Origin of the sequence: Rhizobium sp. UBA1881 (assembly GCF_002338015.1) — a bacterium.
Lineage (GTDB): Bacteria > Pseudomonadota > Alphaproteobacteria > Rhizobiales > Rhizobiaceae > Rhizobium.
Genome location: NZ_DDHH01000117.1, coordinates 58,957 through 85,104, shown reverse-complemented (window position 1 = coordinate 85,104; position 26,148 = coordinate 58,957). Strand labels below are relative to the sequence as shown.

Sequence of the window (26,148 nt, the reverse complement as noted above, 5' to 3'; positions counted from 1 at the left end):
ACGCCCATATCTTCGCCGCCGCCGCCCATGCGCTCGGCGTTCCCGCGCGCTATGTCTCCGGTTATCTGATGATGGAAGAAAAGATCGAGCAGGCGGCAACCCATGCCTGGGCCGAAGCGCATATTCCGGGTCTCGGCTGGGTCGGCTTCGATCCCGCCAACAAGATCTGCCCGGACGAGCGCTATGTCCGTATCGCCAGCGGCCTGTCTTACAAGGACGCAGCGCCCGTCTCCGGCATGCGCATCGGCACGCCGGGCGAAAAGCTGCAGGTGATCGTCAAGGTCGCGGACCAGGGGCAATCTCAGAGCCAGTCCCAGAGCTAGAAATCAACGGCATCGGCGGCAGGGTATCGCCCGCGGCGATCTCATCGGTAACGACCTCGAACTGCGCCAGCCGCGCCGGGCCGAACGCCGTGGAGATCGCGACATCGGTGGCATCGCGGCCGGTCGCCATCAGGATGCGGCCGATGCGCGGGGTGTTGTGGCGCGCATCCACCGTGTGCCAGTGACCGCCGAGATAGACCTCGAACCATGCGCTGAAATCCATCGGTGCCGGGTCCTTGGGCACCCCGATATCGCCGAGATAGCCGGTGCAATAGCGCGCGGGAATGTTCATGCAGCGGCAAAGCGTGATCGCCAGATGCGCGAAATCCCGGCACACGCCGGTTCTGTCGGTGTAGCCGCCATGCGCGGTGCGCAGGAGATCGGCGTTCATGTAGTCGAAGCGGATGTGCCCGTGCACGAAATCGGTGATTGCCTGCACGCGGGTCCATCCGGGCGCGGTGGCCGAGAAGGTCTCCCAGGCGAAATCGGCAAGCCGATCCGTGTCGCAGTAGCGGCTTCCGAGCAGGAAAACCAGGACTTCGTCGGGCAGGTCCTTGATCTCGTGCTGCACGGCTTCAAGGGGTATCACATCAGGCTGGCCGCTGTCGTAAATGTCGAAGCTGGTCGAGATGGTGGTGATCCCCGCCGGCGCGACGATACGGGTGCAGGCATTGCCGAAATCGTCGGTGTAGCCCCAGGCTTCGATCGGCTGGTCGAACTCCAGCACCTGCTCGGTCAAGAGATCGACCCGTCTCGAGGGATGGATGTTGAGGGTGAGAAGCATCGGCGTCGGTTGCACGCACTCATAGCCTATCGTGAAACCGGCATGGATCTTCATGATCGTTCCTTCTCGAAAAGCGGCGCGGCGGCATTGGCGCGCTTTCAGGGAACGTCACCGGCAGCGATCGGTTCCACGCTCGGACGCCGGTTCACGGCATCATGTCTCGGTGGTCACATTGACCTGCACGAGCATGTCGCCGAAGTCGTCGCTGGTGCCGTCGTAGCTCCCCCAGAGCGGGATCGCCTGGTGTGGGTCGCGGGCGACGCCGACGCGGATGAGGTCCTGATTGCCGACGATGCCGTTGGTCGGATCGAACTCCACCCAGCCCGCGCCCGGCAGATAGACCTGGCACCACGCATGCGTCGACCCGCCGCCAAGCGTGCGCGATCCGTCGCGATCAGGCACGTAGATGTATCCCGTGACGAAGCGCGCGGCGAACCCCAGAGACCGCGCCGCCTCCATCATCAAAAGCGCGAAATCCCGGCACGTCCCCTGCCGCCGCTGCAGCGTCTCCAGGGGTGTCTGCGTGCCCCTCTCAACGCGGCGCGCATAGACGAAGCTCTGACGGATCGAAAAGCACAGCGTCATCAGGATATGCCCGGTCTGCACCGAAGTCCCCGCGCCGGTGAACTGCCGCGCCCAGTGCGCCACCGCCCCCTCGGGATCGTCATAGGAGCGGGCGATGGTGCAGCTGAGATCGGGAAGTTCGTCTTCTTCATAGGAGAAAGGATAGGTCAAAGCCTCGCTGTCCATCTCGAACTCGACGGGCACCTCGGGCGTATGATCCAGTCGGATATTTGTCTCGAAGCGGAGATGATCGGACGCGCCCTTAAAATCCACCAGCGCGATGCAATTGCCGAACACGTCGTGGATCCAGCGCACTCGCGCGGGCGTCGGCTCGACCACCATCGTCGCGTCGAGCAGCCGCTGGTCGAAGCTGTCACGCGGGCGAAACAGCACCCGGTGCTGGCCGAAGGTGACCGGGCGCTTGTAGCTGTATTGGGTGATGTGCCTGACGGAATATACGGTCATGCTGCCCTCGCCCGCCACGGTCCGGACGGGCGCCTTGCTACTCCAACTCTAGTAATCCACGCTCTAATCGAATTCGGGCACCTGCCCCGACTGGAAAAGAATGATCGATGGCCCCTGCTCGCCGACCGCGACATTGGCCTCGCGGCACCAGACGACCACGCCGGCATAGTCGTTGACCATCGTTTCGGCCACATAGACAGCCGTGTCCTCGCCCTTCATCCGGCGCGGTTCAAACGCGTGCACCAGAGCGCCGCTGTCATCGATGTTGAACGCGCTCAGCACAATCAATTTCCGCACTCCTGGCATTGACGCTCTCCTGCGGCGATAACGGCAGGACGCCCGTTTCGTTCCTGAGAACGGGCGGTCTGGAGAAGAAATTTGGCTGGGGTCGCCCAGCAATCGCTCAGCCCCGGCGGGCAGCCTCGATTGCCGCGACGTCGATCTTGCCCATGTCCATCATCGCATCGAATGCGCGCTTGGCCTCGGCGCCGCCGGCGTTCATCGCCTCCGTCAGCACGCGCGGCGTGATCTGCCATGATACGCCCCATTTGTCCTTGCACCAACCGCAGGCGCTCTCCTCGCCGCCATTGCCGACGATCGCGTTCCAGTAGCGGTCGGTCTCTTCCTGATCCTCGGTGGAGATCTGGAACGAGAAAGCCTCGTTGTGCTTGAAGACGGGGCCGCCATTGAGGCCGATACAGGCAACACCGGCGACGGTGAACTCGACCACGAGCACCTGCCCCTCCTTGCCCGAGGGATAGTCTCCCGGTGCACGCGTGATCTTCCCGACGGAGCTGTCAGGAAACGTCTTCGCGTAGAAGCGCGCTGCCTCCTCCGCATCCTTGTCGTACCATACGCAGATCGTGTTCTTTGCCATTACGCGCTCCTCCCGCGTTCGTTGCCTATGTCAGGACACATAAGGCAGCGATATCAGTTGACCAGCGTAATGGTCGCTTGGGAGCGGATCGTTAAGGCGAGCTCAGAGGCTCTCGTATTGCTCAGCCGTGCGGCGGGTCGCCAGCGAGTAGAGCCAGTAGAACGGGATGAAGCAGACGAGGACGGCAATTTCGAGCACCGAATGGCGCGTCTCGCGGGCTTCTTCGACAACAGCAGGCGCCTCCGCCCTCACCTCCCGCTGCGCGTTCTCGAGCAGACGGTTCACCAGCTGGCGATTGTCTTCGGTCTCGGTCCCGTCGGCGTCGTGGTGAGTGGTTTTCGGCGCGGGCTTGCGCATGTCTGGCCTCGTCGTCATTGCAGTGCGAGGTCAAGCTAGCACGATTTTATTAAATCTTTAACTATAAGCTTCGCAGCTCCCAGATACGGAAAAGGCGGAGCTTTCGCCCCGCCTCTCGCCAATTCGCTCGATCGAAACGATCGCTTAGTGGCTGTCCTTGCCAACCGCGCTGCCGCGACATCCCTTGAGGAAGTCGAGGTCGGCGCCGGTGTCGGCACCTTCGACGTGCTGCTGGTGCAGGAACGCATAGCCTGATGTCGGCAGTTCGTGCTGCGGCTTCCACTCGGCCAGGCGGCGCGCCATCTCTTCATCGGAGATATCGACATGCAGGCGGCGGTTCGGCACGTCGAGCTCGATCATGTCGCCGTTCTTGATGACGGCGAGCGGACCGCCGACGGCGGCTTCCGGCGAGGTGTGCAGAACGACCGTGCCATAGGCGGTGCCGGACATGCGGGCATCCGAGATGCGCACCATATCAGTGATGCCCTTCTTCAGCACCTTCGGAGGCAGACCCATGTTGCCGACTTCGGCCATGCCCGGGTAGCCCTTCGGACCACAGTTCTTCATGACCATGACGCAGGTCTCGTCAATGTCGAGATTGTCGTCGTTGATCTTGGCCTTGTAGTCGTCGATATCCTCGAACACCACGGCGCGACCGCGATGCGTGAGCAGATGCGGCGAAGCGGCAGACGGCTTCAGGACGGCACCCTTCGGCGCCATGTTGCCGCGCAGAACGACGATGCCGCCCGACTGCGTCAGCGCCTTTTCGGCCGGCAGGATGACGTCTTCGTTCCAGTTGACGACGTCCTTGACCTCTTCCCACATGGTCTCGCCCGAAACGGTCAGCGCATCCTTGTGCAGCAGACCGGCTTCGCCGAGGCGCTTCATGACGACAGGCAGGCCGCCCGCATAGAAGAACTCTTCCATGAGGTACTTGCCCGATGGCATCAGGTTGACGATCGTCGGCACGTCGCGGCCGCAACGGTCCCAGTCGTCGAGCGTCAGGTCGATGCCGACGCGGCCGGCCATGGCCAGCAGATGGATGACGGCATTGGTCGAACCGCCGATCGCCGCGTTGGTGCGAATGGCGTTTTCGAAGGCCTGCTTGGTCATGATGTCGGAAGGCTTCAGGTCGTCCTTGACCATCTGCACGATGCGGCGGCCGGTGAGCTGCGCCATCACCTTGCGGCGGCTATCGACACCAGGGATCGCGGCATTGCCCGAAAGCGCCATGCCGAGGGCTTCGGCCATCGACGCCATCGTCGACGCGGTGCCCATGGTGTTGCAGGTGCCCGACGAACGGCTCATCGAAGCCTCGGCTTCGAGGAACTCGGCCTGCGTCATCTCGCCGGCCTTCACCATTTCGGAGAACTTCCAGAGGTGTGTGCCGGAGCCGACGCGCTCGCCGCGGAAGTAGCCGTTCAGCATCGGGCCGCCGGTGACGACGATCGACGGCAGATCGACGGAGGCGGCCGCCATCAAGAGCGACGGCGTGGTCTTGTCGCAGCCGACCATCAGCACGCAGCCGTCCATCGGCTGGCCGCGGATGGTTTCCTCGATCGAGAGCGCCGCCAGGTTGCGGTACATCATCGCGGTCGGGCGGAAGGTGTTTTCGGATGCGGAGAAGACCGGAACTTCCATCGGGAAGCCGCCGGCCTCCCAGATACCGGCCTTCACCTTCTCCGCCAGTTCGCGCAGATGGCCGTTGCACGGCGTCATGTCCGACCAGGTGTTGAGGATGCCGATAACAGGGCGTCCGTCGAACAGGTCGTGCGGGTAACCCTGGTTCTTCATCCAGCCGCGGTGATAGATGACGTCACGGCTGGTGCCGCCGTACCATTCCTGCGATCGAAGCTTGCGCGGCCATTCCGCTTTCTTGAACATTTTCTTCTGCCTTTTTGGGGGATGCCGGATGTCCTCGCGACGACCCGGATCACCAGTTGTCCGTTAAGCCAGCGTGTAGCTGGTCTTGACCGTTGTGTAGAATTCAGCGGCGTACCTGCCCTGCTCGCGCGGGCCGTAGGAAGAGCCCTTGCGGCCACCGAACGGAACGTGGAAATCGACCCCTGCCGTCGGCAGGTTGACCATCACCATACCGGCCTCGGCGTTGCGCTTGAAGTGCGTCGCATGCTTGAGGCTGGTCGTCGCGATGCCCGAGGACAGGCCGAACGGCGTGTCGTTGGCGGTCGCCAGCGCCTCTTCATAATCCTTGACGCGGATGACCGAGACGACGGGTCCGAAGATCTCCTCGCGCGAGATGCGCATCTGGTTCGTGGCTTCGGTAAACAGCGTCGGCTGCAGGTAGAAGCCGGGCGTGTCGCGCTTCAGGAGTTCGCCGCCAAAGGCAAGCTTGGCGCCTTCCTTCTTGCCGATCTCGATATAGTCGGTGTCGGTCTTCAGCTGCTTCTCATCGACCACGGGGCCGATATGCGTGCCTGATTTCATCGCGTTGTCGACGATCAGCGTCTCGAGCTTGGCCGTAAGCGCTGCCACGAACTTGTCGTGGATACCTTCGGTGACGATCAGGCGCGAGGACGCCGTGCAGCGCTGACCGGTCGAGAAGAAGCCGGAATTGGCGGCGGCTTCGACGGCGACGTTGAGGTCGGCGTCGTCAAGAACGACCATCGGGTTCTTGCCGCCCATTTCCAGCTGGAACTTGCGGTTATGCTCAAGCGAAGCGGCGGCGACACGTTTTCCCGTGCCGGTGGAGCCGGTAAAGGTGATGCCGGCGACATCGGGGCTGTCGAGCATGGCCTGGCCGACGACCGAGCCCTTGCCCATGACGAGGTTCAGGACACCCTTCGGCAATCCCGCACGATGCAGGATATCGACGATCGCCCAGGAGCAGGCCGGAACCAGCTCGGCCGGCTTGAAGACGATGGTGTTGCCGTAGCAGAGCGCCGGCGCGATCTTCCAGGCCGGAATGGCGATCGGGAAGTTCCAGGGCGTGATGATGCCGATGACGCCCAGCGGGTCACGGGTGATCTCGACGCCAATGTTCGGGCGTACCGACGGGATGGTTTCGCCGGCAAGGCGCAGCACTTCGCCTGCGAAGAATTCGAAGATTTGGCTGGCACGGATGGTCTCGCCGATCGCTTCGGGAAGCGTCTTGCCCTCTTCGCGGGCAAGCAACGCGCCGAGCTCGTCCTTGCGCGCCATGATCTCGTCGCCTGTTTTCTTCAGGATGACGTGGCGTTCCCAGATGCCGGAGCGCGACCAGGCCGGGAAAGCGGCCTTGGCGGCGGCAATCGCGTTCTTGGTGTCCTCGGCCGAACCATCGGCATAGAGGCCGACGACTTCGTTCGTATCCGACGGGTTGATGTTCTTGGTGGCGTCCGAGCCGATCCACTCGCCGGCGATCAGGTTCTGATAAATGGTCATGGGCCCTGCAAGCCTCCTTTACCGCTTATGAAAGACTGGCCCGACAGCCAATGCGCCGAGCCCTAGAAACCAGAGCTGAGAAATCAAAGCTGCTTGACGACGATCTCTTCTTCGGCGTCGATCTTCAGCGGATTGCGCAGCGGCAGGCCGAATTCCGCAACCTCGATCTCAAACACGTCGCCCTCTTCCGTCTTGATGCCTTCGGCAAACGACAGCGTCGCCGTGCCGAACATGTGGACGTGAACGTCGCCGGGGACGCGAAACAGGCCATACTTGAAGTGGTGGTATTCGAGGTTGGCGAAGGTGTGCGACATGTTCGCCTCACCCGACAGGAAGGGCTTCTCGAAGATCACCTTGTCGCCGCGCTTGATGCGCGAGGTGCCGCGGATATCCTCAGGTGCCGCGCCGATGCGGATCTCGGGGCCGAAGCTTGCCGGACGCAGCTTGGAATGCGCGAGATAGAGATAATTCTGGCGCTCGGTGACGTGGTCGGAAAACTCGTTGGAGAGCGCGAAACCGATACGGAACGGCGTGCCGTCCTTAGCGATCACGTAGATGCCGGCCATTTCGGGCTCTTCGCCGCCGTCGAGCGCAAAGGATGGGGAGACGAGTGCGGCGCCAGGAGCGGCGGCACCATAGCCGTTGCCCTTGTAGAACCACTCGGGCTGAACGCCCTTTTCGCCGGCCTTCGGCTTGCCGTTCTCGAGGCCCATCTTGAACATCTTCATTGAGTCCGTCAGCGTCTCTTCCGCGGCCTCGGAGGTCTTCTTGTGCATGCTGTCGCGCGTCGCGGCAGAGCCGAGATGCGTCAGGCCCGTGCCCGTCAGATGCAGGTGCGCGGCGTCAGGATGCGTCATCGGGGCCAGGAAACGGCCTTCGGCATAAGCCTTTTCGAGATCGACGGCTTCGCCCATGCCATGCGCCTCGATTACCGATGCGAGCGACTTGCCACCGTTTGCGGCTTCCATGGCGAGCGCATAGACGCTGCCGGCATTGTTGACGGCTTTCGCGGTACCGCCTGGCTCGCGCACGGCGACGACGATCTCTCCGTTCGAACCCTTGATCTGCGAAATAAGCACGGTCTTCATCCTTTTTTCCATTGCGCGGAATGTGCTCCGCCGTTCCGGCTCCCGAGGGAGCCGGATTACAAGTTCATGTCACTGCGAATTCAAGTCACTGCAAATAGGTGGGCAGCGCCGAAGCGCTTAGCCCTTGTTCTTGTTGTAGACGTCGAAGAAGACGGCTGCGAGCAGCACGAGACCCTTGACCATCTGCTGGAAATCGATGCCGAGACCGACGATCGACATGCCGTTGTTCATGACGCCCATGATGAACGCGCCGATGACGGCACCGGTGATCTTGCCAACGCCGCCGGATGCCGAAGCACCGCCGATGAAGCAGGCCGCGATGACGTCGAGCTCGAAGCCAACGCCAGCCTTCGGTGTTGCCGAGTTCAGGCGAAGCGCCACGATCATGCCGGCGAGACCGGCGAGAACGCCCATGTTGACGAAGGTGAAGAAGCTCAGGCGCTCGGTGTTGATACCAGAGAGCTTGGTGGCCTTTTCATTGCCGCCCATGGCGTAGATGCGGCGGCCGATCGTCGTGCGGCGGGTGACGAAGCTGTAGGCCGCGATCAGCACGAGCATGACGATGAGAACGTTCGGCAGGCCGCGATAGGTCGACAGCAGGTAGCCGAGCGCCACGATCGCCAGCGAGATGATGACGTTCTGCGCGACGAAGAAGCCCATCGGCTCGACGTCGATGCCATGGCTCTCGTTCACCTTGCGGCGACGCCATGCGAGGTAGAACAGGATGACCGGCAGGATGACACTGAGCACCAGCGAGGTGATCTGCGTCGGCGTGCCGAAGATGTCGACCATGTCGCCAGGCAGGAAGCCGGTGGAGATGACCTGGAATTCCTTCGGGAACGGTCCGATGTTCTTGCCGCCGAGAACCGTCAGCGTCAGACCGCGGAACACCAGCATGCCGGCCAGCGTCACGATGAACGACGGGATGCGATGATAGGCGATGAAATAGCCCTGCGCCGCGCCGATGACGCCGCCGATCGCGAGACAAAGCAAGGCCGCGAGCCAGAAATTCATGCCCCAGGAGACGGTGAAGATAGCCGCCAGCGCGCCGACGAAGGCGACGATGGAGCCGACCGAAAGGTCGATATGGCCGGCCACGATGACCAGCAGCATGCCGAGCGCCATGATGACGATGAACGAGTTCTGGAGAACGAGGTTGGTCAGGTTGACCGGCTTGAACAGGATGCCGCCGGTGTAGAACTGGAAGAACACCATGATCGCGACGAGCGCGATGAGCATGCCGTATTCACGAATGTTGCCGCGGATGTAATCGACGACGGAAACGACGTTGCTTTCCTCGTGACTGGTCGGGTTGACAGGAGTCATTGTTTCTTCTCCCCAGAGCGCATGATGGCGCGCATGATGGTTTCTTGGCTCGCTTCGCCCTTCGGCAGTTCAGCGACGATGCGACCTTCGTTCATCACATAGATGCGGTCGCAGTTGCCAAGCAGTTCCGGCATTTCCGACGAGATCATCAGAACGCCTTTTCCATCGGCAGCAAGCTGGTTGATGATAGTATAAATTTCGTATTTTGCACCCACGTCGATACCGCGGGTCGGCTCGTCGAGGATCAGCACGTCGGGATCGGAGAACAGCCACTTGGACAGAACCACCTTCTGCTGGTTCCCGCCCGAGAGGTTCACCGTCTCCTGGTAGATGCCCGACGAGCGGATACGCAGCTTCGACCGATAGTCGGTCGCGACCCTGCTTTCCTTGATGCCGTCGATGACGGTGCTGTTCGAAATCCCCGCCAGATTGGCGAGCGACGTGTTGTGCATGATGTTGTCGGCGAGCACGAGACCGAGATGCTTGCGGTCTTCGGTCACGTAAGCGAGACCCGCATCGATCGCCTTGCGAACGGTGCTGGTGTCCACCTGCTTGCCGTCGACATAGACTTCGCCGGTGATCTTGTGGCCATAAGCCTTGCCGAACACGCTCATCGCGAACTCGGTACGGCCGGCACCCATCAGGCCGGCGATGCCGACCACCTCGCCCTTGCGGACGTTGATGTTGATGTCGTGCAGAACCTGGCGGTCGCGATGCTGCTGGTGAAACGCGTTCCAGTTCTTCACTTCGAAGATGGTTTCGCCGATCGGCACCGAGCGTGGCGGATAGCGGTCTTCGAGATCGCGGCCCACCATGTTTCTGATGATGGTGTCCTCGCTGATCTCTTCCTTGTGACAGTCCATCGTCTTGACGGTCATGCCGTCGCGCAGAACGGTGATCTGGTCGGCGACCTTGCGGATCTCGTTGAGCTTGTGCGAGATGATGATCGACGTGATGCCCTGCTTGCGGAACTCCATCAGGAGGTTCAGCAGCGCATCGGAATCGCTTTCGTTGAGCGACGCGGTCGGTTCATCGAGAATGAGCAGCTTGACGCTCTTGGACAGAGCCTTGGCGATTTCGACGAGCTGCTGCTTGCCGACACCGATGTCGGTCACGAGCGTGTTCGGAGATTCGCGCAGGCCCACCTTGGCAAGCAGCTGCTTGGTGCGGTTGAAGGTGGTTTCCCAGCTGATGACGCCGCTCTTCGCATTCTCGTTGCCGAGGAAGATGTTTTCCCCGATCGAGAGCAGCGGTACGAGCGCCAGTTCCTGGTGAATGATGACGATGCCGATTTCTTCGGAGTCCTTCAGGACTTTGAAATTGCGGACGTCGCCGTCGTAGAAGATCTCCCCATCATAGGTGCCCGAGGGGTAGACACCGGAAAGAACCTTCATCAGGGTCGACTTGCCGGCCCCGTTTTCCCCCACAACTGCGTGTATCTCACCCTGGCGAACCTTGAGGTTCACATTCTCGAGCGCTTTTACGCCCGGGAACGTCTTGGTGATGTTCCGCATTTCGAGGAGTGTATTTTCCATGATCAAAATTCCAGCGCCGTGGCCGTAAGATCGGCCTGGCGTTCTAAAAATCGGAAACCGGAACCCGCGCGCACAAGCGCGGATTCCGGCGTTCGTCAGATTACTTCAGCTGGTCTTCTTTGTAGTAGCCGCTGTCGATGAGAACGGTCTTGTAGTTCTCCTTGGTGACGGCAACCGGCTTCAGCAGGTAGGACGGAACGACCTTTACGCCGTTGTCGTAGGTCTTGGTGTCGTTGACTTCAGGCTCCTTGCCGGACATGACGGCATCAACCATGGCAACGGTAACCTTCGCCAGTTCGCGGGTATCCTTGAAGATCGTGGAATACTGCTCGCCTGCGATGATCGACTTGACGGAAGGAACTTCCGAGTCCTGGCCGGAAACGACCGGGAGCGGCTGATCGCCAGAACCATAGCCTACGCCCTTGAGCGAGGAGATGATGCCGATGGACAGACCATCGTAAGGCGACAGAACGGCGTCAACCTTGGCGTCGGTGTAGTTAGCCGACAGCAGGTTGTCCATGCGAGCCTGGGCCGTTGCCGGGTCCCAACGCAGCGTGCCGACCTTGTCCATGCCGGTCTGGCCGGACTTTACGACGAGCTTGCCCGAGTCGATGTAAGGCTGCAGGACGGACATTGCGCCATCGTAGAAGAAGAAGGCGTTGTTGTCGTCAGGCGAACCACCGAAGAGCTCGATGTTGAACGGGCCCTTGCCGTCCTTGAGGCCGAGCTTGTCGACGATCGTGCCGGCCTGAAGAACGCCGACCTGGAAGTTGTCGAAGGTTGCGTAGTAGCTGACGTTGGCCGAATCGCGGATCAGGCGGTCGTAAGCGATAACCTTGATACCGGCGTCAGCAGCCTTCTGCAGCACGTCCGACAGCGTGGTGCCGTCGATCGAAGCGATGACGAGAACCTTCGCGCCCTTCGTGACCATGTTCTCGATCTGAGACAGCTGGTTCGGAATGTCGTCGTCTGCGTACTGCAGGTCGGTCGTGTAACCGGCGTCCTGGAGCTGCTTGACGATGTTGTTGCCGTCGTCGATCCAGCGAGCGGACGACTTGGTCGGCATAGCAATACCGACGAGACCCTTGTCAGCGGCAACAGCCGGCATAACGAACGAAGCAACGCCGAACGCGGCAGCTGCCATCAATGAGATAATGGATTTCATCTCTCTCTCCCTAAGTTAATAAATGCGCGGGCGATCTCCTCGCCCACCCCGAACTGTGGCGGGTTTCGTATTGGATAATACTTCAATAGCGAGAAACGAAGTAGGTCTCCTCCACGCTCTCACACGTGTTGAGTGCCAACCAGCACACGGCGGCAAACTGGTATGGATTCCTATAACTGTCAAATAGAATAAGTGGCAAAAGGCATAACAAATTTGGTATATCGTTAAAAAGTATTACTTTTGATGGAGAGCAGTGGGGAGGCTGCAACCATGTCGAGCAATTCAGGGCATGTGGCATTAGAGAACGTGGATATACAGACAGAGATTTTTGGGGATGACGGCCTTCTGCGGTCGGGACTCAAGCTGAATCACCTGCGCATGATCGTCGCAATCGAAGATAGCGGCCAGATTTCGGCGGCTGCCGAAGCACTTAACATTTCACAGCCCGCCGCGTCGCGAATGCTGTCGGAAATGGAGACCATTGTTAAGACTCCGCTTTATGAGCGCGTTGCCCGTGGCGTGGTGCTGACCACCTTCGGCGAGGCACTCGCAAGGCGTGCGCGCAAGATCATGTTGGAACTCAGGGAGGCAAGCCGCGAGATCGCCGAGCTCAGATCCGGCAAGGGCGGATCAGTCTTCATCGGCGCGGTGACGGCCCCCGCCATGAGCCTCGTCGTCCCCGCCATCAAGCAGATCCGCACGGCGCTTCCCGGCATCGAGGTCAACATTCAGGTCGAGACCAGCAACGTGCTTGCACGCGAACTGCTCGCCGCCCGCCACGACTTCGTCATCAGCCGCATCCCGGATGATCTCAACCCGCGACTTTTCGAGGTGCAGGAGATCGGCGTCGAGCGCGCCTGCCTGATCGTGCGCAGCGGACACCCCCTGTTACAGAAGGGCGTGGCCACCATGGCCGACCTGACGGACTATGACTGGGTCTTCCAGCCGCCCGGCACATTATTGAGACGCACGATCGAGGACATGTTCTTGTCGCGCGGCGTTGCCGTGCCAGAGAATATCGTCAACACCTCGTCTCTGCTGCTCACCTGCGCGATCATTTGCCAGACCGACGCGATCGCCCCGATCGCCATCGACGTCGCCCACTTCCTGGCGGCACAGCGCTCGCGCGCCTCGGATGTGCGCGTGCTGCCGATCGATTTCGAGATCAACGTCAGGCCCTACAGCCTGATCACCGCAAGGGAACGCGCCCTGCCCCCGAGCGCGCGGCTGCTTTACGATCTGGTGCTGGCCGAAAGCCGGAAGGGCGGGACCTGACTGTTTGGATGGGGCCTCACAAGCCCCACGCCATGTTGGTCGCGTTCTATGCGCATTCGCGCAAGGGAGGCTCCATGCTATTCGGACAATCGCTGTTCCAGTCGGTGCTCGATCGCCTGAAGGAAGAGGATGGCGAAGCTATCGAAGAGGCCGCTCCCGTCTCGCACCGCATGCCCGGCTTCACGACCAGTCTTGCCTTCGACGTGATGGAGGGCGTATCCGCACCCTCGGCGCGGCCCGGCCAAGCCTATTTCGACAATCTGGAATTCGAAACGCCGCGAGAGGCAACCGACGCTGCTCCGCCGCCCGAGCCCTCGCCCGAGCCCGTGGCCGAGCCACTCCCCGAAATCGAACCCGAACCGGTCATGCCGGAGCACCTCGCCCGCACGGCGCTGTCTGAGATCGCCGCCGAACTGGCGATCTCGGCGAACGACACAGTCCAGAACCTCAGCGACAAGCGACGCGGCTTCGCCAAGGCCAATCATCCCGATCGCGTCCACCCGCTGTTTCGCGACAACGCCACCAAGCGCATGACGATCGCCAATCAGCTGATCGACGAAGCGATCCGCCGCAAGACGAGAAGCGCCAGACGCTGATTACGCGTCGTTCTTGGGAGCATCCTGTGTCTCGGCAGGCTCGGCCGTCTTGTCCTCGACAGCCGCTTTTTCTTCGGCAGCGTCTGCCGGCTTGTAGGACCAGAGCAGCACGTAAGCGGCATAAGCGCCGGCGCCGGCCGCCAGCACCGCCCAGAAGGGATCGCCCCACAAGGCCTCGACCCCGGTCCAGCCGAAGCAGACCGCGACGATGAGAACGCGCACCCACAGCGCGCGGTAGGCCGGATGGTTTGGATCGATCAGCTGCATCTCATTCCCACATATGAACTGTTACGTGTCTTTAAGATGGTTTCTTGAAATGTGAAAGGCCCACGGCCTTGACGACGCGCGGATAAAATGGAATGAAAATTCCACAAGGAGATAATTTCGGCCCATCCATTCCGCGAGAGGGAGGGCCGAATTCAAGGGAGGTTTTCATGACAGTCAGATTTGGTCTTCTCGGCGCCGGTCGTATCGGCAAGGTTCACGCCAAGGCGGTCAGCGGCGATGCCAATGCAAGGCTCGTTGCCGTCGCCGACGCCTTTCCCGAGGCCGCCAACGCCATCGCATCCGCCTACGGCTGCGAAGTTCGCACCATCGAGGCGATCGAAGCCGCCAGCGATATCGACGCGGTCGTCATCTGCACGCCGACCGACACCCACGCCGACCTGATCGAGCGCTTCGCCCGCGCAGGCAAGGCGATCTTCTGCGAGAAGCCCGTCGATCTCTCCGTCGAGCGCGTCAAGGCCTGCATCAAGGTCGTGGAAGAGACCAAGGGCAAGCTGATGGTCGGCTTCAACCGCCGCTTCGACCCGCACTTCATGGCCGTGCGCCATGCCATCGACGACGGCCGCATCGGCGACGTCGAGATGGTGACAATCACCTCGCGCGATCCGGGCGCCCCGCCGGTCGATTACATCAAGCGCTCCGGCGGCATTTTCCGCGACATGACGATCCACGATTTCGACATGGCCCGCTTCCTGCTCGGCGAAGAGCCGGTCGCCGTCACCGCAACCGCCGCCGTCCTCGTCGACAAGGCGATCGGTGAAGCCGGCGATTACGACAGCGTTTCCGTCATCCTGCAGACCAAGTCGGGCAAGCAGGCGATCATCTCCAACTCCCGCCGCGCCACCTATGGCTACGACCAGCGCATCGAGGTGCACGGCTCCAAGGGCATGGTCTCGGCCGAAAACCAGCGCGCCGTCTCGATCGAAGTCGCCAATGGCGAAGGCTATACCCGCCCGCCGCTGCACGACTTCTTCATGACCCGCTACACCGAAGCCTATGCCAACGAGATCGCAAGCTTCATCGCCGCCATCGAAAAGGGCGCCAAGATTTCCCCCTCGGGCGCCGATGGCCTCGCGGCCCTCGTGCTCGCCGACGCGGCCGTCCAGTCCGTCAAGGAAGGCAAGCTGATCAAGATCGGCTGACGGTTTTCTCCCGACCGAAAGCCACATAGGAGATGGCCGGGGCCCGATCCGGCCATTTCTCGTTTTTGCCGCTGGCGCTGTCGCCGTCACCGCTCCTGCCCTCTGACGCCGCCTGTAACATTCGCCTGGTTCGATCACAAAACGCACCCTCGCGCGGCGCTCGCAAGTGTATTGGTTGCGTTCGTATATTAGCGAATTTTTCGCATGCCCGACATGTGTTACAGCGCGTACAGCATATGAATCACCATTGGATTCGCTCGATTTTCCGGCCATTCATGCCGCTTCCGACGAACCGAGTGACCAATAGATGGCGGATATTTCGGGCTCTTCCGGGCGAATTGGCAGCCTCGATGGCTTGCGTGGCATTGCCGCTTTATGGGTGCTGATCGGGCACGCGATGCTGCTCACCGGATGGCATCTGCCGCTGATCGGCGATCCCGATCTCGGCGTCGATCTCTTCATAATGCTCTCCGGCTTCCTGATGGTGTTTCACTATCAGCTCCGCCAGGAAAAGGAGCCGTGGTCGGAGATCTCGACATGGTCGAATTTCTGGACCCGCCGCTTTTTCCGCATCGCACCGCTCTATTACGTGATGCTGGCGATCGCCATCGCGCTCGGCCCCGTCATTTTCGACAGCCGCATGGTGATCGATCATTTCCTTGAGGTTACCCCTCAGCAGCCCGAGCGCTATCTCGATGGCAGCCTTGAGAACGTGCTGCTGCATGTGAGCTTCCTCTTCGGCCTCTCGCCGGCGCACGCCTTCCGCACGCCGCTGCCGGACTGGAGCATCAGCCTCGAAATACAGTTCTACGCCGCCCTGCCCTTCCTGATGCTCTTCATCCACCGGCTCGGCTGGCTGCGCGGGAGCATCGGCGTGGTTGTCGCCGGCGTCGCGATCGCCATGGCGCTCCGCCTTGTCGGCATCAACTTCCCGATGCCGGCCTTCCTGCCGCTGAAGATGCACGTCTTCGCATCAGGCATGCTGCTCGCCGGCGCACTCAATGCCCGAAGCGGAAGAGCCTTTGCTCACTTCCTCCTGGCGCTGGCCTTCGTGGCGATCCCGATCGGCGGCGGCATGACCGTCATGCGCGAAGTCGTGCGCCTCGGGCTCGTTGTCGCCTTCTTCGCGCTGATCTTCCACGCCCATCTGCCGCGCCCGCTGGCAAACCCGCTGAACCGGATTTCCGATTTCATGGGCAACAAGTTCTGCCACGAGCTCGGCGAACTCTCCTTCGGCGCCTATCTGATCCACCTCTTGGTCATTCAGCCCGTCATCGCCTATCTGATCAAGGCGCATGGCCACGACATCAGCGACTTCCAGCGCTTCCTGCTCTCGATAATAATCACCATCCCGATCGTCTATACGCTCTCGGCGCTGGGACACAGGTTCATCGAGATGCAGGGGCAGAAGATCGGCAGGACGCTCACCAGGCGCCGGGCGTCGGCGGCTTAGCCGAGCCCGCCCTGGACAATATCGCCGTCGATGACCGACAGCGCCCGGTTGAGATGCCCCTCGAACACCAGAAGCGGCTCGTCGAACACGACGCGCAGCTCTGGCATGCCCTGCATGCGCACCATGTGCGACTGGGCAAGCCCCTCCTCGATCCCGGGCCTCAGCAGATCGTAATAGCGCGTGCCGGGCCCGGTGATCGCAACCGGCATCCGCTCGGTGAGGCTGAGCAGCCGCGACAGCCCGTTTCCGAGCGCCAGCCCCGCCTGCCGGAAGGCGAAGGCCGACATCCGGTGTCCCTGGCGCGCCCGCGCCGCGATCTTGTCCAGCTCGCCGACGGGCACGAACTTCGCCGGGATCGTGTCATCAGGCACTTCGAAGGCCATGCGCAGGATCGCGTAGAACCCGGCATAGGCCTCGATGCACCCCCTGCTCCCGCACCGACAAAGCCCGCCATTGGCCACATGCAGCATGTGCCCGAAATTGGGCGCCGAGATCTCCCGCTCGGCCGGCCCCGCATTGCGGACGATCCCGAGCCCGATGCTGTGACCCAGCGACAAGGCCGCCAGCGACCGCAGCCCGTCGGGATTGCCCGCATCCTCGCGCGCGCCAAGGGCTGCGGCAACCAGCAGCGTCTCGTTGTCGAGGATGATCTTCGCCTGCCACGCAGGCCTCAGCGCCGCCTCGAAATCGATCCGGTCGCTGCCGAAGATCGGCGACCACAGGAGCACGGCATCATCCGAGCTCACCAGCCCCTTGCTGCTGATCGAGATCAGCTTGATCTTGTCCCGCGATAGCCGCGAGCGCTCAAGCAGCCGCTCCAGCCCCTCCCCAACAGCATCCGCGAATCGAGCCGCGCCATCGGGATCATGCGACCGGTCTTCGCCGAACCGGTCGATCAGCGTACCCGCATAATCCACCAGCGAATATTGCACGCCATCCGACGAAATGATGACGACGATCAGATAGCCGCTGTCGCGCCTCTGGCGAAACTGCACGCGCGGACGCCCCCTGCCGCTCGCCGCCTGCTGCTCGGACTTCTCGATCACCTCGCCCTTCTCGAGATCGGCGGTAATCGCCGAAATCGTGGCGGAGGAAAGTCCGGTGAAATCAGCTATTTCGGTATGGGAAAGCGCGCCATGACGCCTCAGCGCGGCAAGCACCAGCACGCTGTTGCGCTGGCGCACCAGTTCCGTGCTCGATCTGGTCAGCATGAAGGCCGCCCTATTCCCGCGTGCATTCCACCCCTCGTTCACACCGCATCTCCAACAACCTCCACGTGAGAGATCATTCACCGGTAGTGCGGTGTTGACAGTTGAAAAAATCTCTGACACTTAATTTCTCGACTGTCGAGAAAATAATGAAAACCTTTCCCGACAGCACATCGCGGCGGCCGGAGGAACCACTGGCTGGGGCTGGCCGCATTCTATTCGGGAGGATATTATGAAGCATGTTTTGAAGCTGATGGCAGGTGCTGCCATCCTCGTATCGGTGCATACCGCCGCAATGGCAGCAGACCTCGTGGTCGGCGTGTCGTGGTCCAACTTCCAGGAAGAGCGTTGGAAGACCGACGAAGCCGCCATCAAGAAGGCGCTTGAAGCCAAGGGCGCCAAGTACATCTCCGCAGACGCCCAGTCGTCCGCCGCAAAGCAGCTGACCGACGTTGAATCGCTGATCTCGCAGGGCGCCAACGCCCTCATCGTTCTCGCGCAGGACTCCGACGCAATCGGCCCGGCCATCGAAAAGGCCGCCGCTGAAGGCATTCCTGTCGTCGGCTACGACCGCCTGATCGAAAATCCGGCCGCCTTCTACATCACCTTCGACAACAAGGAAGTCGGCCGCCTGCAGGCTGAAGGCGTGTTCAAGGTCAAGCCTGAAGGCAACTACGTCTTCATCAAGGGCTCCTCTTCCGACCCGAACGCGGACTTCCTGTTCGCTGGCCAGATGGAAGTGCTGAAGGCTGCCGTTGACGCGGGCAAGATCAAGAACGTCGGCGAAGCCTACACCGACGGCTGGCTGCCGCAGAATGCCCAGCGCAACATGGAACAGTTCCTGACCGCCAACAACAACAAGGTCGACGCCGTTGTTGCTTCCAACGACGGCACGGCCGGCGGCGCGGTTGCTGCTCTCGACGCACAGGGCATGGCAGGCACCGTTCCGGTCTCCGGCCAGGACGCCGACAAGGCAGCTCTGAACCGCATCGCGCTCGGCACCCAGACTGTTTCCGTCTGGAAGGACAGCCGCGAACTCGGCAAGCGCGCTGCTGAAATCGCGCTCGACCTCGCCGGCGGCAAGACCATGGACAAGATCGACGGCGTAACCGCCTTCGAAGGTGGTCCGAAGAAGGTGAAGATGCAGTCCATCTTCCTGAAGCCGCAGGCGATCACCAAGGACAACCTGAACGTCGTCATCGACGCAGGCTGGATCACCAAGGCTGAAGCTTGCCAGGGCGTAAAGGCCGGCAGCGTCAAGGCTTGCGATTAATCCTCGCCAGCTGAGCCAACACACCGGCGCCGTGGCGATCTCGCCGCGGCGCCGGATGCGGCTGGAGCCCCAATGAAGCGCTCCCCGCCTCGCAACGCACCGCGAACGCTTTGATTCCCTGCCGCAACGATGCCGCGCCCCACGCGGCCGCTTCGGAAGTCTCTCGGTGGTCGATTTGAAGAACAGGGCACCTCGGCAAGGGCTTTCGGGCGCCCGCGCCAGAGCCCAAACAATGGGGGAAACGGCAAACCCATGGCAAACATCACGCAATCCTCATCGAGCCATCCGCGCTCGGCGGAGGGTAACCCTTTCACGCGCTTCCTGCGCGCAACCGAGATCGACACGCGCCTGCTCGGCATGGTCGCGGCGCTGCTGGTCATCTGGATCGGCTTTCATCTCTACACCGGCGGGCTGTTTCTGACGCCGCGCAACCTCTGGAACCTCTCGGTCCAGACCACCGAGATCGCGGTTCTCGCGACCGGCATGGTGCTCGTCATCGTCACCCGCAACATCGACCTGTCGATCGGCTCGATGCTCGGCCTCGTTGCCATGATCATGGGCGTCGTCCAGGCGAAGTTCCTGCCGCAATATCTCGGCTTCGACAATTCCTGGACCTGGCTGATCACGCTGATCTGCGGGCTGATCGCCGGCACGCTGATCGGTCTCTTCCAGGGCGTCATCATCGCCTTCCTGGGTGTCCCCTCCTTCATCGTCACGCTCGGCGGCTTCCTCGCCTGGCGCGGCCTTGCCTGGTACGTGACATCGGGCCAGACGGTCGCCCCCCTCGACACCACCTTCCGCATCATGGGCGGCGGTGCCGAAGGCTCCGTCGGCGCCACATGGAGCTGGATCATCGGGCTGATCGCCTGCGTGCTGATCATCGTCGGCATCATCAGCTCGCGCCACCAGCGCAAGCGCTTCAACTTCCCGCGCCGGCCGCTCTGGGCCGAGTATTTCCTTGTTGTTCTCGGCTGCGCGCTGGTGCTCGGCGCCATCTGGGTCTCGACCATCTATTACTGGCCGGTGGCGATCGCCAAGAAATACGCCGAAGCCAACGCTGTCGCCTGGCCGGAAACGGGGCTCTTCATCTCCTACGGCATCGCCGTGCCGGTGCTGATCGCCGTTCTCGTCGGCATCGTCATGACCTTCATCGCCACCCGCCTGCGCTTCGGCCGCTATGTCTTCGCGATTGGCGGCAACCCTGAGGCAGCCGAGCTCGCCGGCATCAAGACCCGCTGGGTGACGGTGCGCATCTTCGCGCTGATGGGCTTCCTGGCAGCCGTTGCAGCGGCGATCTCCACCGCCCGCCTCAACGCCGCCGCCAACTCGCAAGGCACGACCTACGAGCTCTACACCATCGCGGCGGCCGTCATCGGCGGCACGTCGCTTGCCGGCGGCACCGGCACGATCGCCGGCGCCATGCTCGGCGCGCTCGTCATGCAGTCGCTGCAGTCGGGCATGGGTCTCGCAAACGTCGATACCCCCATACAGAACGTCGTCGTGGGCGCGGTTCTCGTCGTTGCCGTCTGGCTCGACACCGTCTATCGCTCGCGGTCGAAGTAAGAGGAGCCTGGATATGACTGATCAACGCACTTCCCCAAGCCCGAACACTCCTCTCGTGGAACTGAAGAACATCTCGATCTCGTTTGGCGGCATCCACGCCGTGGACAATGCCTCGGTCGATCTCTACCCCGGCGAAGTCGTCGCCCTTCTCGGCCACAACGGCGCCGGCAAGTCGACGCTCATCAAGATCCTCTCGGGCGCCTACAAGCGCGACAGCGGCGAGATCATGATCGACGGCGAACCCGCCGATATCAAGAACCCGCGCGACGCCAAGAAATACGGCATCGAGACGATCTACCAGACGCTCGCCGTCGCCGACAACGTCGACGCCGCCGCCAACCTCTATCTGGGACGCGAGATCCGCACCAAGTGGGGCACGCTCGACGACGTCGCCATGGAGGCCTCGACCCGCGAGGTGATGGGCCGCCTCAACCCCAACTTCCGCCGCTTCAAGGAGCCGGTGAAGGCGCTCTCCGGCGGCCAGAGGCAATCGGTTGCGATCGCCCGCGCCATCCTCTTCAACGCCCGCATCCTGATCATGGACGAGCCGACGGCAGCGCTTGGGCCGCAGGAGACGGCGCAGGTGGGCGAGCTGATCAAGCAGTTGAAGAAGGAAGGCATCGGCATCTTCCTCATCAGCCACGACATCCACGACGTCTTCGACCTCGCCGACCGCGTCTCCGTCATGAAGAACGGCCAGGTGGTGGGCCACGCCCGCACCGAGGACGTGACCAAGGACGAAGTGCTCGGCATGATCATCCTCGGCAAGGTCCCCCCCAAGGCCATCCCCGGCCCCGGCGCCATGCAGGTGTGATCGCCCGAGAAATAAAAACAGAAAGCCCGTCGAACGAAAGTCCGGCGGGCTTTTGCTTTCAGGGCGACGCAATACCGGCCAAGACCGCCAACCGCTCAAGCCTTGCCGGCTCATCGCGAGACATAGCGGGATTGCCGGCAAGAAGGGCATGGGCACGCCTGGCAAACACCCTGCTCGCCTCGGCATTGCCGCTCGCGGCATGGCACTCGGCAAGCTCCTCGCAGACGAAGGGCGCCTGATCGTCGGCGGCATCGGCAAGCGCGACCACCTGCTCGCCAAGCGCGATTGCCTCCTCGTAGCGGCGCAAGGCGCGAAGGGTGCGGATCACCGCGTAACGCGCAACCTTCAGCGTCTGGGCCGTGCCCGCCGCCTCACGCACCGCCTCGTCACGACGAAAGCATGCAAGCGCCTCATCGAAACGCTCGGCCTCGAAATATGTCCAGCCGAGATTGTGGTGCAGCATGCCGGCCCAGTGCGCGCTCGCGTCGCCGGCGGCAACGCGCACAAGCCCCACCTGCGTCCAATGCTCGGCTCCCGCCAGATCGGATGCGATCGCCATCATGTGGGCCGCGTCGACCGCAAGGTCATGGTCCCCCGCGCCCTCCGCCAATTACCAGGCTTTGAGAAAGTAAGGAAGCGCATCCTGCCGCGATCCCGCGGAGTTATGCAGCCGCCCCCGCTCGATCGCAATCGACGCCTGCCCAACAGGATCGTCGCTCACCAACGCCTGTGCTTGGTCCAGAATCTCGTGTCCCTGCAGAAAATTGCCGGAAAGCCCCGCCATGCGCGCCCGGCGCGCCAAATCCCTCACCTCACTCATCAGATCCCCCAAAGAAACATGAATGAATAGAGAAGCTTTAAGCCAGCACCGAAAAAAAGAAACCGCCGCAGCGCGACACGCCGAAGAAATTCGACAGAGAGAGATTGAAGGACGCGCCGAGCTAGGCTAAGAACCTCGCATCGGACAGGCGATTCAAACCGCCTTAGGCATGCACCCGTAGCTCAGCTGGATAGAGTGTTGGATTCCGATTCCAAAGGTCACAGGTTCGAATCCTGTCGGGTGCGCCATCCCCCTCAAATCTGCATCGCCACATAAGCGCGGACTAGACACCGCTAAGCGTGGACTGTGAACCCATAAGCGTGGACTCTTTTTCTGAAGGCGTGCGCCTGCAGGCACGCCTCGAAGCGCGAATCTTTCCGACTTCTGCCATCGGCTCCTCCTCTGATTGCCCTGACAAGCATCCCGGCGGGAGCCAAGGAAGCAGAGCAGGAGTTAGCTTCCGCATCAGAACCCGATTACCCTGCCAGTTTTAAACCCTTTGTTAACCATACGGGTTCGAACGGCAGCCGTTCTCGGACCCCCGTGTCGAGGCGAATCCGCCCGTCATTTCGTATTTTTCGCCGAAGAGCGCGGAAAACCTTAATGCGATTACTTGCAGAAAGACCCGCAAACAAAGTCTCGCCGCGCGATCGAAATCGATAGAATGCAAGTTCCACGTATTTCATCGCGTGCTGCCAGCAACTTCTTCGATGTTTCTTGTCAAGGCCGCAGTCGAAGGTGAGTGGAATTCGTTAAGGAAATGGACCTTAATGTCAACATTCAGTAATTGCCACGATTCCATTGTTTCGCAACCCCTTTTCGTCATTCTGAAGCGCAAGGACGGCTTCAAGGGCTAGCCCGTGGCCTGACTGCCCCAGTCCAGGTATCCGGCCGGCGCGTCCGCAATCTGTGACCTCAGCGCACCAGTAGCCGATAAAGCGACGTTGGCGCGCGTTGCCTCGGGAAAGACTCGTCGAGTGTGAACACCCTGATTGCCTTGGGGACAACCGCGCCCCTGCATATTGCGAGGATTGACAAGAATTGATTGCGAGACGGATCTTGCGTCATCACGAGTCCTTGGAGACACTCTATGGCATCGCATCCCTATATATCGGGAAGTGGCAACATCACCCAGATGATCGGCTTTCTTCGCAAGAACTTCCCGGCGACGGTCACTTCCGAAACCGTGAAGAAGTACCAGATCGCCCCTAACAACGAGTCCTATGTCATCAATGCTCTGCAGCACATCAAGGTCATCGACGAGGAAGGCAAGAGGACGGACGCCGGTCACGACGTCTTCGTGCTGCCAGATGGCGAGTTCGAGGAGAGGTTCAAAGGACTCGTAATGGAGGCGTACGGCGAATTGTTCGAAATGTACGGCGAGGAGGCCTGGTCGCTGCCAAAGCAGAAGCTCGTTGGCTACTTCCGGACAGCCGACAAGACCAGCGAAGCGATCGGCAACCGCCAGGCGTCCGTGTTCCAGGCCTTCGCCGCGCTCTCGGGATTCGAGCAGGTGCAGACAAAACAGGCAAACGGCGCAAAGGCGAAGCCGGCATCGAACGCGGCCAAGCAGGTCAAGTCGAAGCCTGCCAAAATGAAGGAGCCTTCTCCAGAGATCGAAGTGCCACTTCCGACGCGAGAGTATTCGTCCAGGAAGGACATGGCCCTTACCGTCCGGATCGAGATCAACCTTCCTGCCGAAGGCTCGCAAGAGACATACGACAACATCTTCCGCAGCATCAGGGCGAACCTTCTAAATGAATGAGAACTTCCGGCGCTTCGAGGACATCGCACGCAAGGCGGTGAACTTCGGTGTGGATGAGCCACAGATCGAGGGGAAGGCGTTGCATCCGTTCGATGAACGCAACATACATCCGTCAATCGGAAACGTCGCGAAAGCGCTTTTCGACGACGGGCACTACTCGCAGGCAACGTTCGAAGTGTTCAAGTTCATCGACCGCCAAGTCAAGTCGATCTCGGGCGTCGACGACAGCGGGTACAGCCTGATGATGAAGGCGTTCGGCGAGAAGAATACCAAAATCAGGCTGACGGAAATGTCCACGCAGAGCGAGATCGACGAACAGGCCGGGTACAGGAACATATTCGCGGGCGCGATGTCTGCCATAAGAAACCCGCGAGGACACGAGATCAGCACAGACCCCATCGACCGGTGTCTCGATCATCTGAGCTTCGCGTCGGTACTCCTGAGACGTTTGGAAGAGCGGGTAGAACCCGCCCCGTGAGTTTCAGAAGAAGATAGGACTCGCTGGCTTCGCTCAACCTACTTCACGTGCCATCAGTGCGTTTGCCCGCGTCTCGATCATCTCTTATCGCTTCTATCACGGCTAGAACCCAGCCACGTGCGACCTGAGGGTTGGCATACGTCGAAGCCGACAGGTAGGTTTTAGTTGGTGTGAAGATGACAAGCCTGCATTCCTCTAGCGGATCGTCAGAGGGAACAAGAGATAGGAATGCCTCGTCGGTGCTAGGCCCGACCGCAGGTACGAAGTTTTCATCCACCATGCGTTTCGTGGTCTCCCACTCCATGAAAGTGCCGAGGCAATAGTCGATCCTGCTGCGTTGAGAGTGGTTGGGGTCGTACACCACGGCAAACACGGGCACGCCACGGGATTGTGCCTCGATCTTCGCAGTCGGCAGATCGCTGTGGGGTTCCCTGAGAAACATTCGGTCGAAGACCGGCAGGGCTCGTGGTGGAGCTTCTGTCTGCGAGTACTGCGACGCCACGACCCACTTTGAAAACGACTTTGGAAAATAGCGCGCCGCGATGGCTCTGCCGGGAGGGGAAGCAAGTAACCGCTTCTCGATCGACTCCGCATCGAAGATCAAAACCTCGGTGCTTTTCTTAAGTTCGGCAAGGTGAGTGGCCAGCGTGCCGCTAGGAACTGTCGAGTAGAAGGCGATGAGCCCTTGACACGAATGCGTTCCGATCCGGTCACGGAAGTTCTGATCCTCGCTCTCCGAAACTGAGTTTCCGGAATGAGCCTTGTGCTTGCATGATACAAGGAAGTCTATGACGGTGCTACCGCTGGCACCTGTACGGATATCCCTTACGATCAGGTCTCGTCCTGCGTCCGGACCTCTGTCTGGTCCTCGGACGGTTTCGAAGCCAAAGTATTCCAGGACATCGCGGGCGAAGAGCTCGAACTGATCGCGAACGGAACCGGCATGTGCAGGGGGAATTTCTGTGAAGTCGAGTGCAGGCATGCTTTTCCCAAACAAGCGAAACGATGGACTACAACCCTGTTCGATTTGCGAAGGTGTTTCCAGCAGTAAATGCGCAGCGCGTCTACCTTGAAAAGACCGGACAGTAGATCTTTGGCATTTCATCTTTGATGTCATCCCGACCCTCCTGAAACGCCGTCCGCAGCTCTCTCCACACAGGATTCGGAAACGCCCACTTCGCCGCGTACTGTCGCCACCCGAAGAACACTCGCGCTTCATCCGACATCTCATCCCGTATGGATTCGATTTCTTCGACAACCGCCGTAACCTCCCGCAGAAACGGCAGATTCCTCGACATCCGGTTCAGGTCGTCCTGCGCCATCGAAAGGTCTTCGTCGGTGTCGATCAAGTCCTGGTCGAGAAACTGGAAGACCTCCGCGGCCTGGCGACCACGTCGATAGGCAACATGACGGAGGTCGTCCACGATACGGTCGGCAGCCGCCCGGTCGAAGGGGGCGCGCCCCCTCGCCCGGAACAGTGCTGTCTTCAGCCGCTCGAAGTGGGCGGCGTCGCTCAGGCCCTTCCAGCCGGTGACCGTCTGCGGCTCGGCCGTCGTCATGAATTCGATGTTCACGCTGTCTCTCCTTTATCCGTGAAGACGTTGTCTGATC

The 26,148-nt window shown here is 61.2% G+C and carries 27 protein-coding genes and 1 tRNA gene; 11 read left to right on the top strand and 17 right to left on the bottom strand.

Annotation, left to right across the window (positions count from 1 at the left end):
- Window positions 1–323 (top strand): transglutaminase-like domain-containing protein (locus tag B3605_RS14695; RefSeq protein WP_296434708.1); only part of this gene is annotated, 323 nt, incomplete at its 5' end.
- Here B3605_RS14695 and B3605_RS14690 read toward each other — a convergent pair.
- From B3605_RS14690 to chvE, 11 genes are all read right to left on the bottom strand, one after another.
- Entirely contained in the window at window positions 277–1,161 is an 885-nt protein-coding gene (locus tag B3605_RS14690; RefSeq protein ID WP_112943880.1) for a transglutaminase-like domain-containing protein, read from the bottom strand. The two genes, B3605_RS14695 and B3605_RS14690, sit on opposite strands and share 47 nt — an antisense overlap.
- Window positions 1,162–1,260: 99 nt before the next feature.
- A complete protein-coding gene (locus tag B3605_RS14685; protein ID WP_112943879.1) occupies window positions 1,261–2,136 on the bottom strand; it encodes a transglutaminase family protein in 876 nt (291 codons plus the stop codon).
- Window positions 2,137–2,199: 63 nt separating this feature from the next.
- Entirely contained in the window at window positions 2,200–2,418 is a 219-nt protein-coding gene (locus tag B3605_RS14680) for a hypothetical protein (protein WP_296434711.1), read from the bottom strand.
- A 121-nt stretch (window positions 2,419–2,539) separates the two neighbouring features.
- Window positions 2,540–3,013 (bottom strand): VOC family protein, encoded by a 474-nt coding sequence (locus B3605_RS14675; RefSeq protein ID WP_018897240.1) that lies wholly within the window; start codon window positions 3,011–3,013, stop codon window positions 2,540–2,542.
- Window positions 3,014–3,115: 102 nt separating this feature from the next.
- A complete protein-coding gene (locus B3605_RS14670) occupies window positions 3,116–3,370 on the bottom strand; it encodes a hypothetical protein (RefSeq protein WP_112943877.1) in 255 nt (84 codons plus the stop codon).
- 144 nt (window positions 3,371–3,514) lie between these two features.
- Window positions 3,515–5,254, bottom strand: a complete 1,740-nt coding sequence (gene araD, locus B3605_RS14665; protein ID WP_112943876.1) for an L-arabinonate dehydratase — start codon at window positions 5,252–5,254, stop codon at window positions 3,515–3,517.
- Window positions 5,255–5,317: 63 nt separating this feature from the next.
- Window positions 5,318–6,751, bottom strand: a complete 1,434-nt coding sequence (locus tag B3605_RS14660) for an aldehyde dehydrogenase family protein (protein WP_112943875.1) — start codon at window positions 6,749–6,751, stop codon at window positions 5,318–5,320.
- An 83-nt stretch (window positions 6,752–6,834) separates the two neighbouring features.
- Window positions 6,835–7,830: an AraD1 family protein gene (gene araD1 / locus B3605_RS14655; protein ID WP_162725218.1), complete on the bottom strand. Its 996-nt coding sequence runs from the start codon at window positions 7,828–7,830 to the stop codon at window positions 6,835–6,837.
- Window positions 7,831–7,956: 126 nt separating this feature from the next.
- Complete coding sequence (mmsB, locus tag B3605_RS14650) at window positions 7,957–9,165, bottom strand: multiple monosaccharide ABC transporter permease (RefSeq protein ID WP_112943873.1); 1,209 nt, start codon at window positions 9,163–9,165, stop codon at window positions 7,957–7,959.
- Window positions 9,162–10,700 (bottom strand): multiple monosaccharide ABC transporter ATP-binding protein, encoded by a 1,539-nt coding sequence (gene mmsA, locus B3605_RS14645; RefSeq protein ID WP_018897234.1) that lies wholly within the window; start codon window positions 10,698–10,700, stop codon window positions 9,162–9,164. Before mmsA ends, mmsB begins: the two co-directional genes overlap by 4 nt.
- 100 nt (window positions 10,701–10,800) lie before the next feature.
- Window positions 10,801–11,865 carry a multiple monosaccharide ABC transporter substrate-binding protein gene (gene chvE, locus B3605_RS14640; RefSeq protein ID WP_112943871.1) on the bottom strand — a complete coding sequence of 355 codons (1,065 nt, stop codon included), beginning with the start codon at window positions 11,863–11,865 and terminating at the stop codon, window positions 10,801–10,803.
- A gap of 243 nt (window positions 11,866–12,108) precedes the next feature.
- On the opposite strand from chvE, the gene B3605_RS14635 reads away from it, so the two are divergent.
- On the top strand, window positions 12,109–13,140 hold the full coding sequence (locus B3605_RS14635; protein WP_112943870.1) for a LysR family transcriptional regulator: 1,032 nt from the start codon (window positions 12,109–12,111) through the stop codon (window positions 13,138–13,140).
- Window positions 13,141–13,214: 74 nt separating this feature from the next.
- Window positions 13,215–13,736 (top strand): hypothetical protein, encoded by a 522-nt coding sequence (locus tag B3605_RS14630; protein ID WP_112943914.1) that lies wholly within the window; start codon window positions 13,215–13,217, stop codon window positions 13,734–13,736.
- Here the strand turns inward: B3605_RS14630 and B3605_RS14625 are convergent, their stop codons facing one another.
- A complete protein-coding gene (locus B3605_RS14625) occupies window positions 13,737–14,003 on the bottom strand; it encodes a hypothetical protein (protein ID WP_112943869.1) in 267 nt (88 codons plus the stop codon).
- A 167-nt stretch (window positions 14,004–14,170) separates the two neighbouring features.
- Between B3605_RS14625 and iolG the strand changes: the two genes are divergently transcribed.
- Window positions 14,171–15,163 carry an inositol 2-dehydrogenase gene (gene iolG, locus B3605_RS14620; RefSeq protein WP_112943868.1) on the top strand — a complete coding sequence of 331 codons (993 nt, stop codon included), beginning with the start codon at window positions 14,171–14,173 and terminating at the stop codon, window positions 15,161–15,163.
- A 307-nt stretch (window positions 15,164–15,470) separates the two neighbouring features.
- A complete protein-coding gene (locus B3605_RS14615) occupies window positions 15,471–16,616 on the top strand; it encodes an acyltransferase family protein (protein WP_112943867.1) in 1,146 nt (381 codons plus the stop codon).
- On the opposite strand, the gene B3605_RS14610 is transcribed toward B3605_RS14615, so the two are convergent.
- Entirely contained in the window at window positions 16,613–17,827 is a 1,215-nt protein-coding gene (locus B3605_RS14610; protein WP_112943866.1) for an ROK family transcriptional regulator, read from the bottom strand. The genes B3605_RS14615 and B3605_RS14610 overlap by 4 nt on opposite strands.
- 229 nt (window positions 17,828–18,056) lie before the next feature.
- On the opposite strand from B3605_RS14610, the gene xylF reads away from it, so the two are divergent.
- From xylF to B3605_RS14595, 3 genes are all read left to right on the top strand, one after another.
- Window positions 18,057–19,097 (top strand): D-xylose ABC transporter substrate-binding protein, encoded by a 1,041-nt coding sequence (gene xylF, locus B3605_RS14605; RefSeq protein ID WP_018897226.1) that lies wholly within the window; start codon window positions 18,057–18,059, stop codon window positions 19,095–19,097.
- 252 nt (window positions 19,098–19,349) lie between these two features.
- Window positions 19,350–20,660, top strand: coding sequence for a sugar ABC transporter permease (locus B3605_RS14600; protein ID WP_296434695.1), 1,311 nt, complete (start codon window positions 19,350–19,352; stop codon window positions 20,658–20,660).
- 13 nt (window positions 20,661–20,673) lie between these two features.
- The gene (locus B3605_RS14595; protein ID WP_026282772.1) at window positions 20,674–21,474 is read left to right on the top strand and encodes an ATP-binding cassette domain-containing protein; all 801 of its coding nucleotides are present in this window, start codon (window positions 20,674–20,676) and stop codon (window positions 21,472–21,474) included.
- A 58-nt stretch (window positions 21,475–21,532) separates the two neighbouring features.
- Here B3605_RS14595 and B3605_RS14590 read toward each other — a convergent pair whose 3' ends face one another.
- Together B3605_RS14590 and B3605_RS14585 are read right to left on the bottom strand one after the other, a co-directional pair.
- Window positions 21,533–22,036 carry a hypothetical protein gene (locus B3605_RS14590; RefSeq protein WP_296434692.1) on the bottom strand — a complete coding sequence of 168 codons (504 nt, stop codon included), beginning with the start codon at window positions 22,034–22,036 and terminating at the stop codon, window positions 21,533–21,535.
- A gap of 48 nt (window positions 22,037–22,084) precedes the next feature.
- A complete protein-coding gene (locus B3605_RS14585) occupies window positions 22,085–22,294 on the bottom strand; it encodes a hypothetical protein (RefSeq protein WP_296434690.1) in 210 nt (69 codons plus the stop codon).
- Window positions 22,295–22,465: 171 nt separating this feature from the next.
- Here B3605_RS14585 and B3605_RS14580 point away from each other — a divergent pair.
- From B3605_RS14580 to B3605_RS14570, 3 genes are all read left to right on the top strand, one after another.
- Window positions 22,466–22,542 (top strand) — tRNA-Arg (locus B3605_RS14580).
- An 842-nt stretch (window positions 22,543–23,384) separates the two neighbouring features.
- Entirely contained in the window at window positions 23,385–24,059 is a 675-nt protein-coding gene (locus B3605_RS14575) for a DUF5343 domain-containing protein (RefSeq protein ID WP_296434688.1), read from the top strand.
- On the top strand, window positions 24,052–24,537 hold the full coding sequence (locus tag B3605_RS14570) for a TIGR02391 family protein (RefSeq protein ID WP_296434685.1): 486 nt from the start codon (window positions 24,052–24,054) through the stop codon (window positions 24,535–24,537). The genes B3605_RS14575 and B3605_RS14570 overlap by 8 nt, the downstream gene beginning before the upstream one ends.
- Before the next feature lie 43 nt (window positions 24,538–24,580).
- On the opposite strand, the gene B3605_RS14565 is transcribed toward B3605_RS14570, so the two are convergent.
- The gene (locus B3605_RS14565) at window positions 24,581–25,519 is read right to left on the bottom strand and encodes a restriction endonuclease (protein WP_296434684.1); all 939 of its coding nucleotides are present in this window, start codon (window positions 25,517–25,519) and stop codon (window positions 24,581–24,583) included.
- 82 nt (window positions 25,520–25,601) lie between these two features.
- Window positions 25,602–26,111 (bottom strand): hypothetical protein, encoded by a 510-nt coding sequence (locus B3605_RS14560; RefSeq protein WP_296434682.1) that lies wholly within the window; start codon window positions 26,109–26,111, stop codon window positions 25,602–25,604.
- Window positions 26,112–26,148 lie beyond the last annotated feature (37 nt).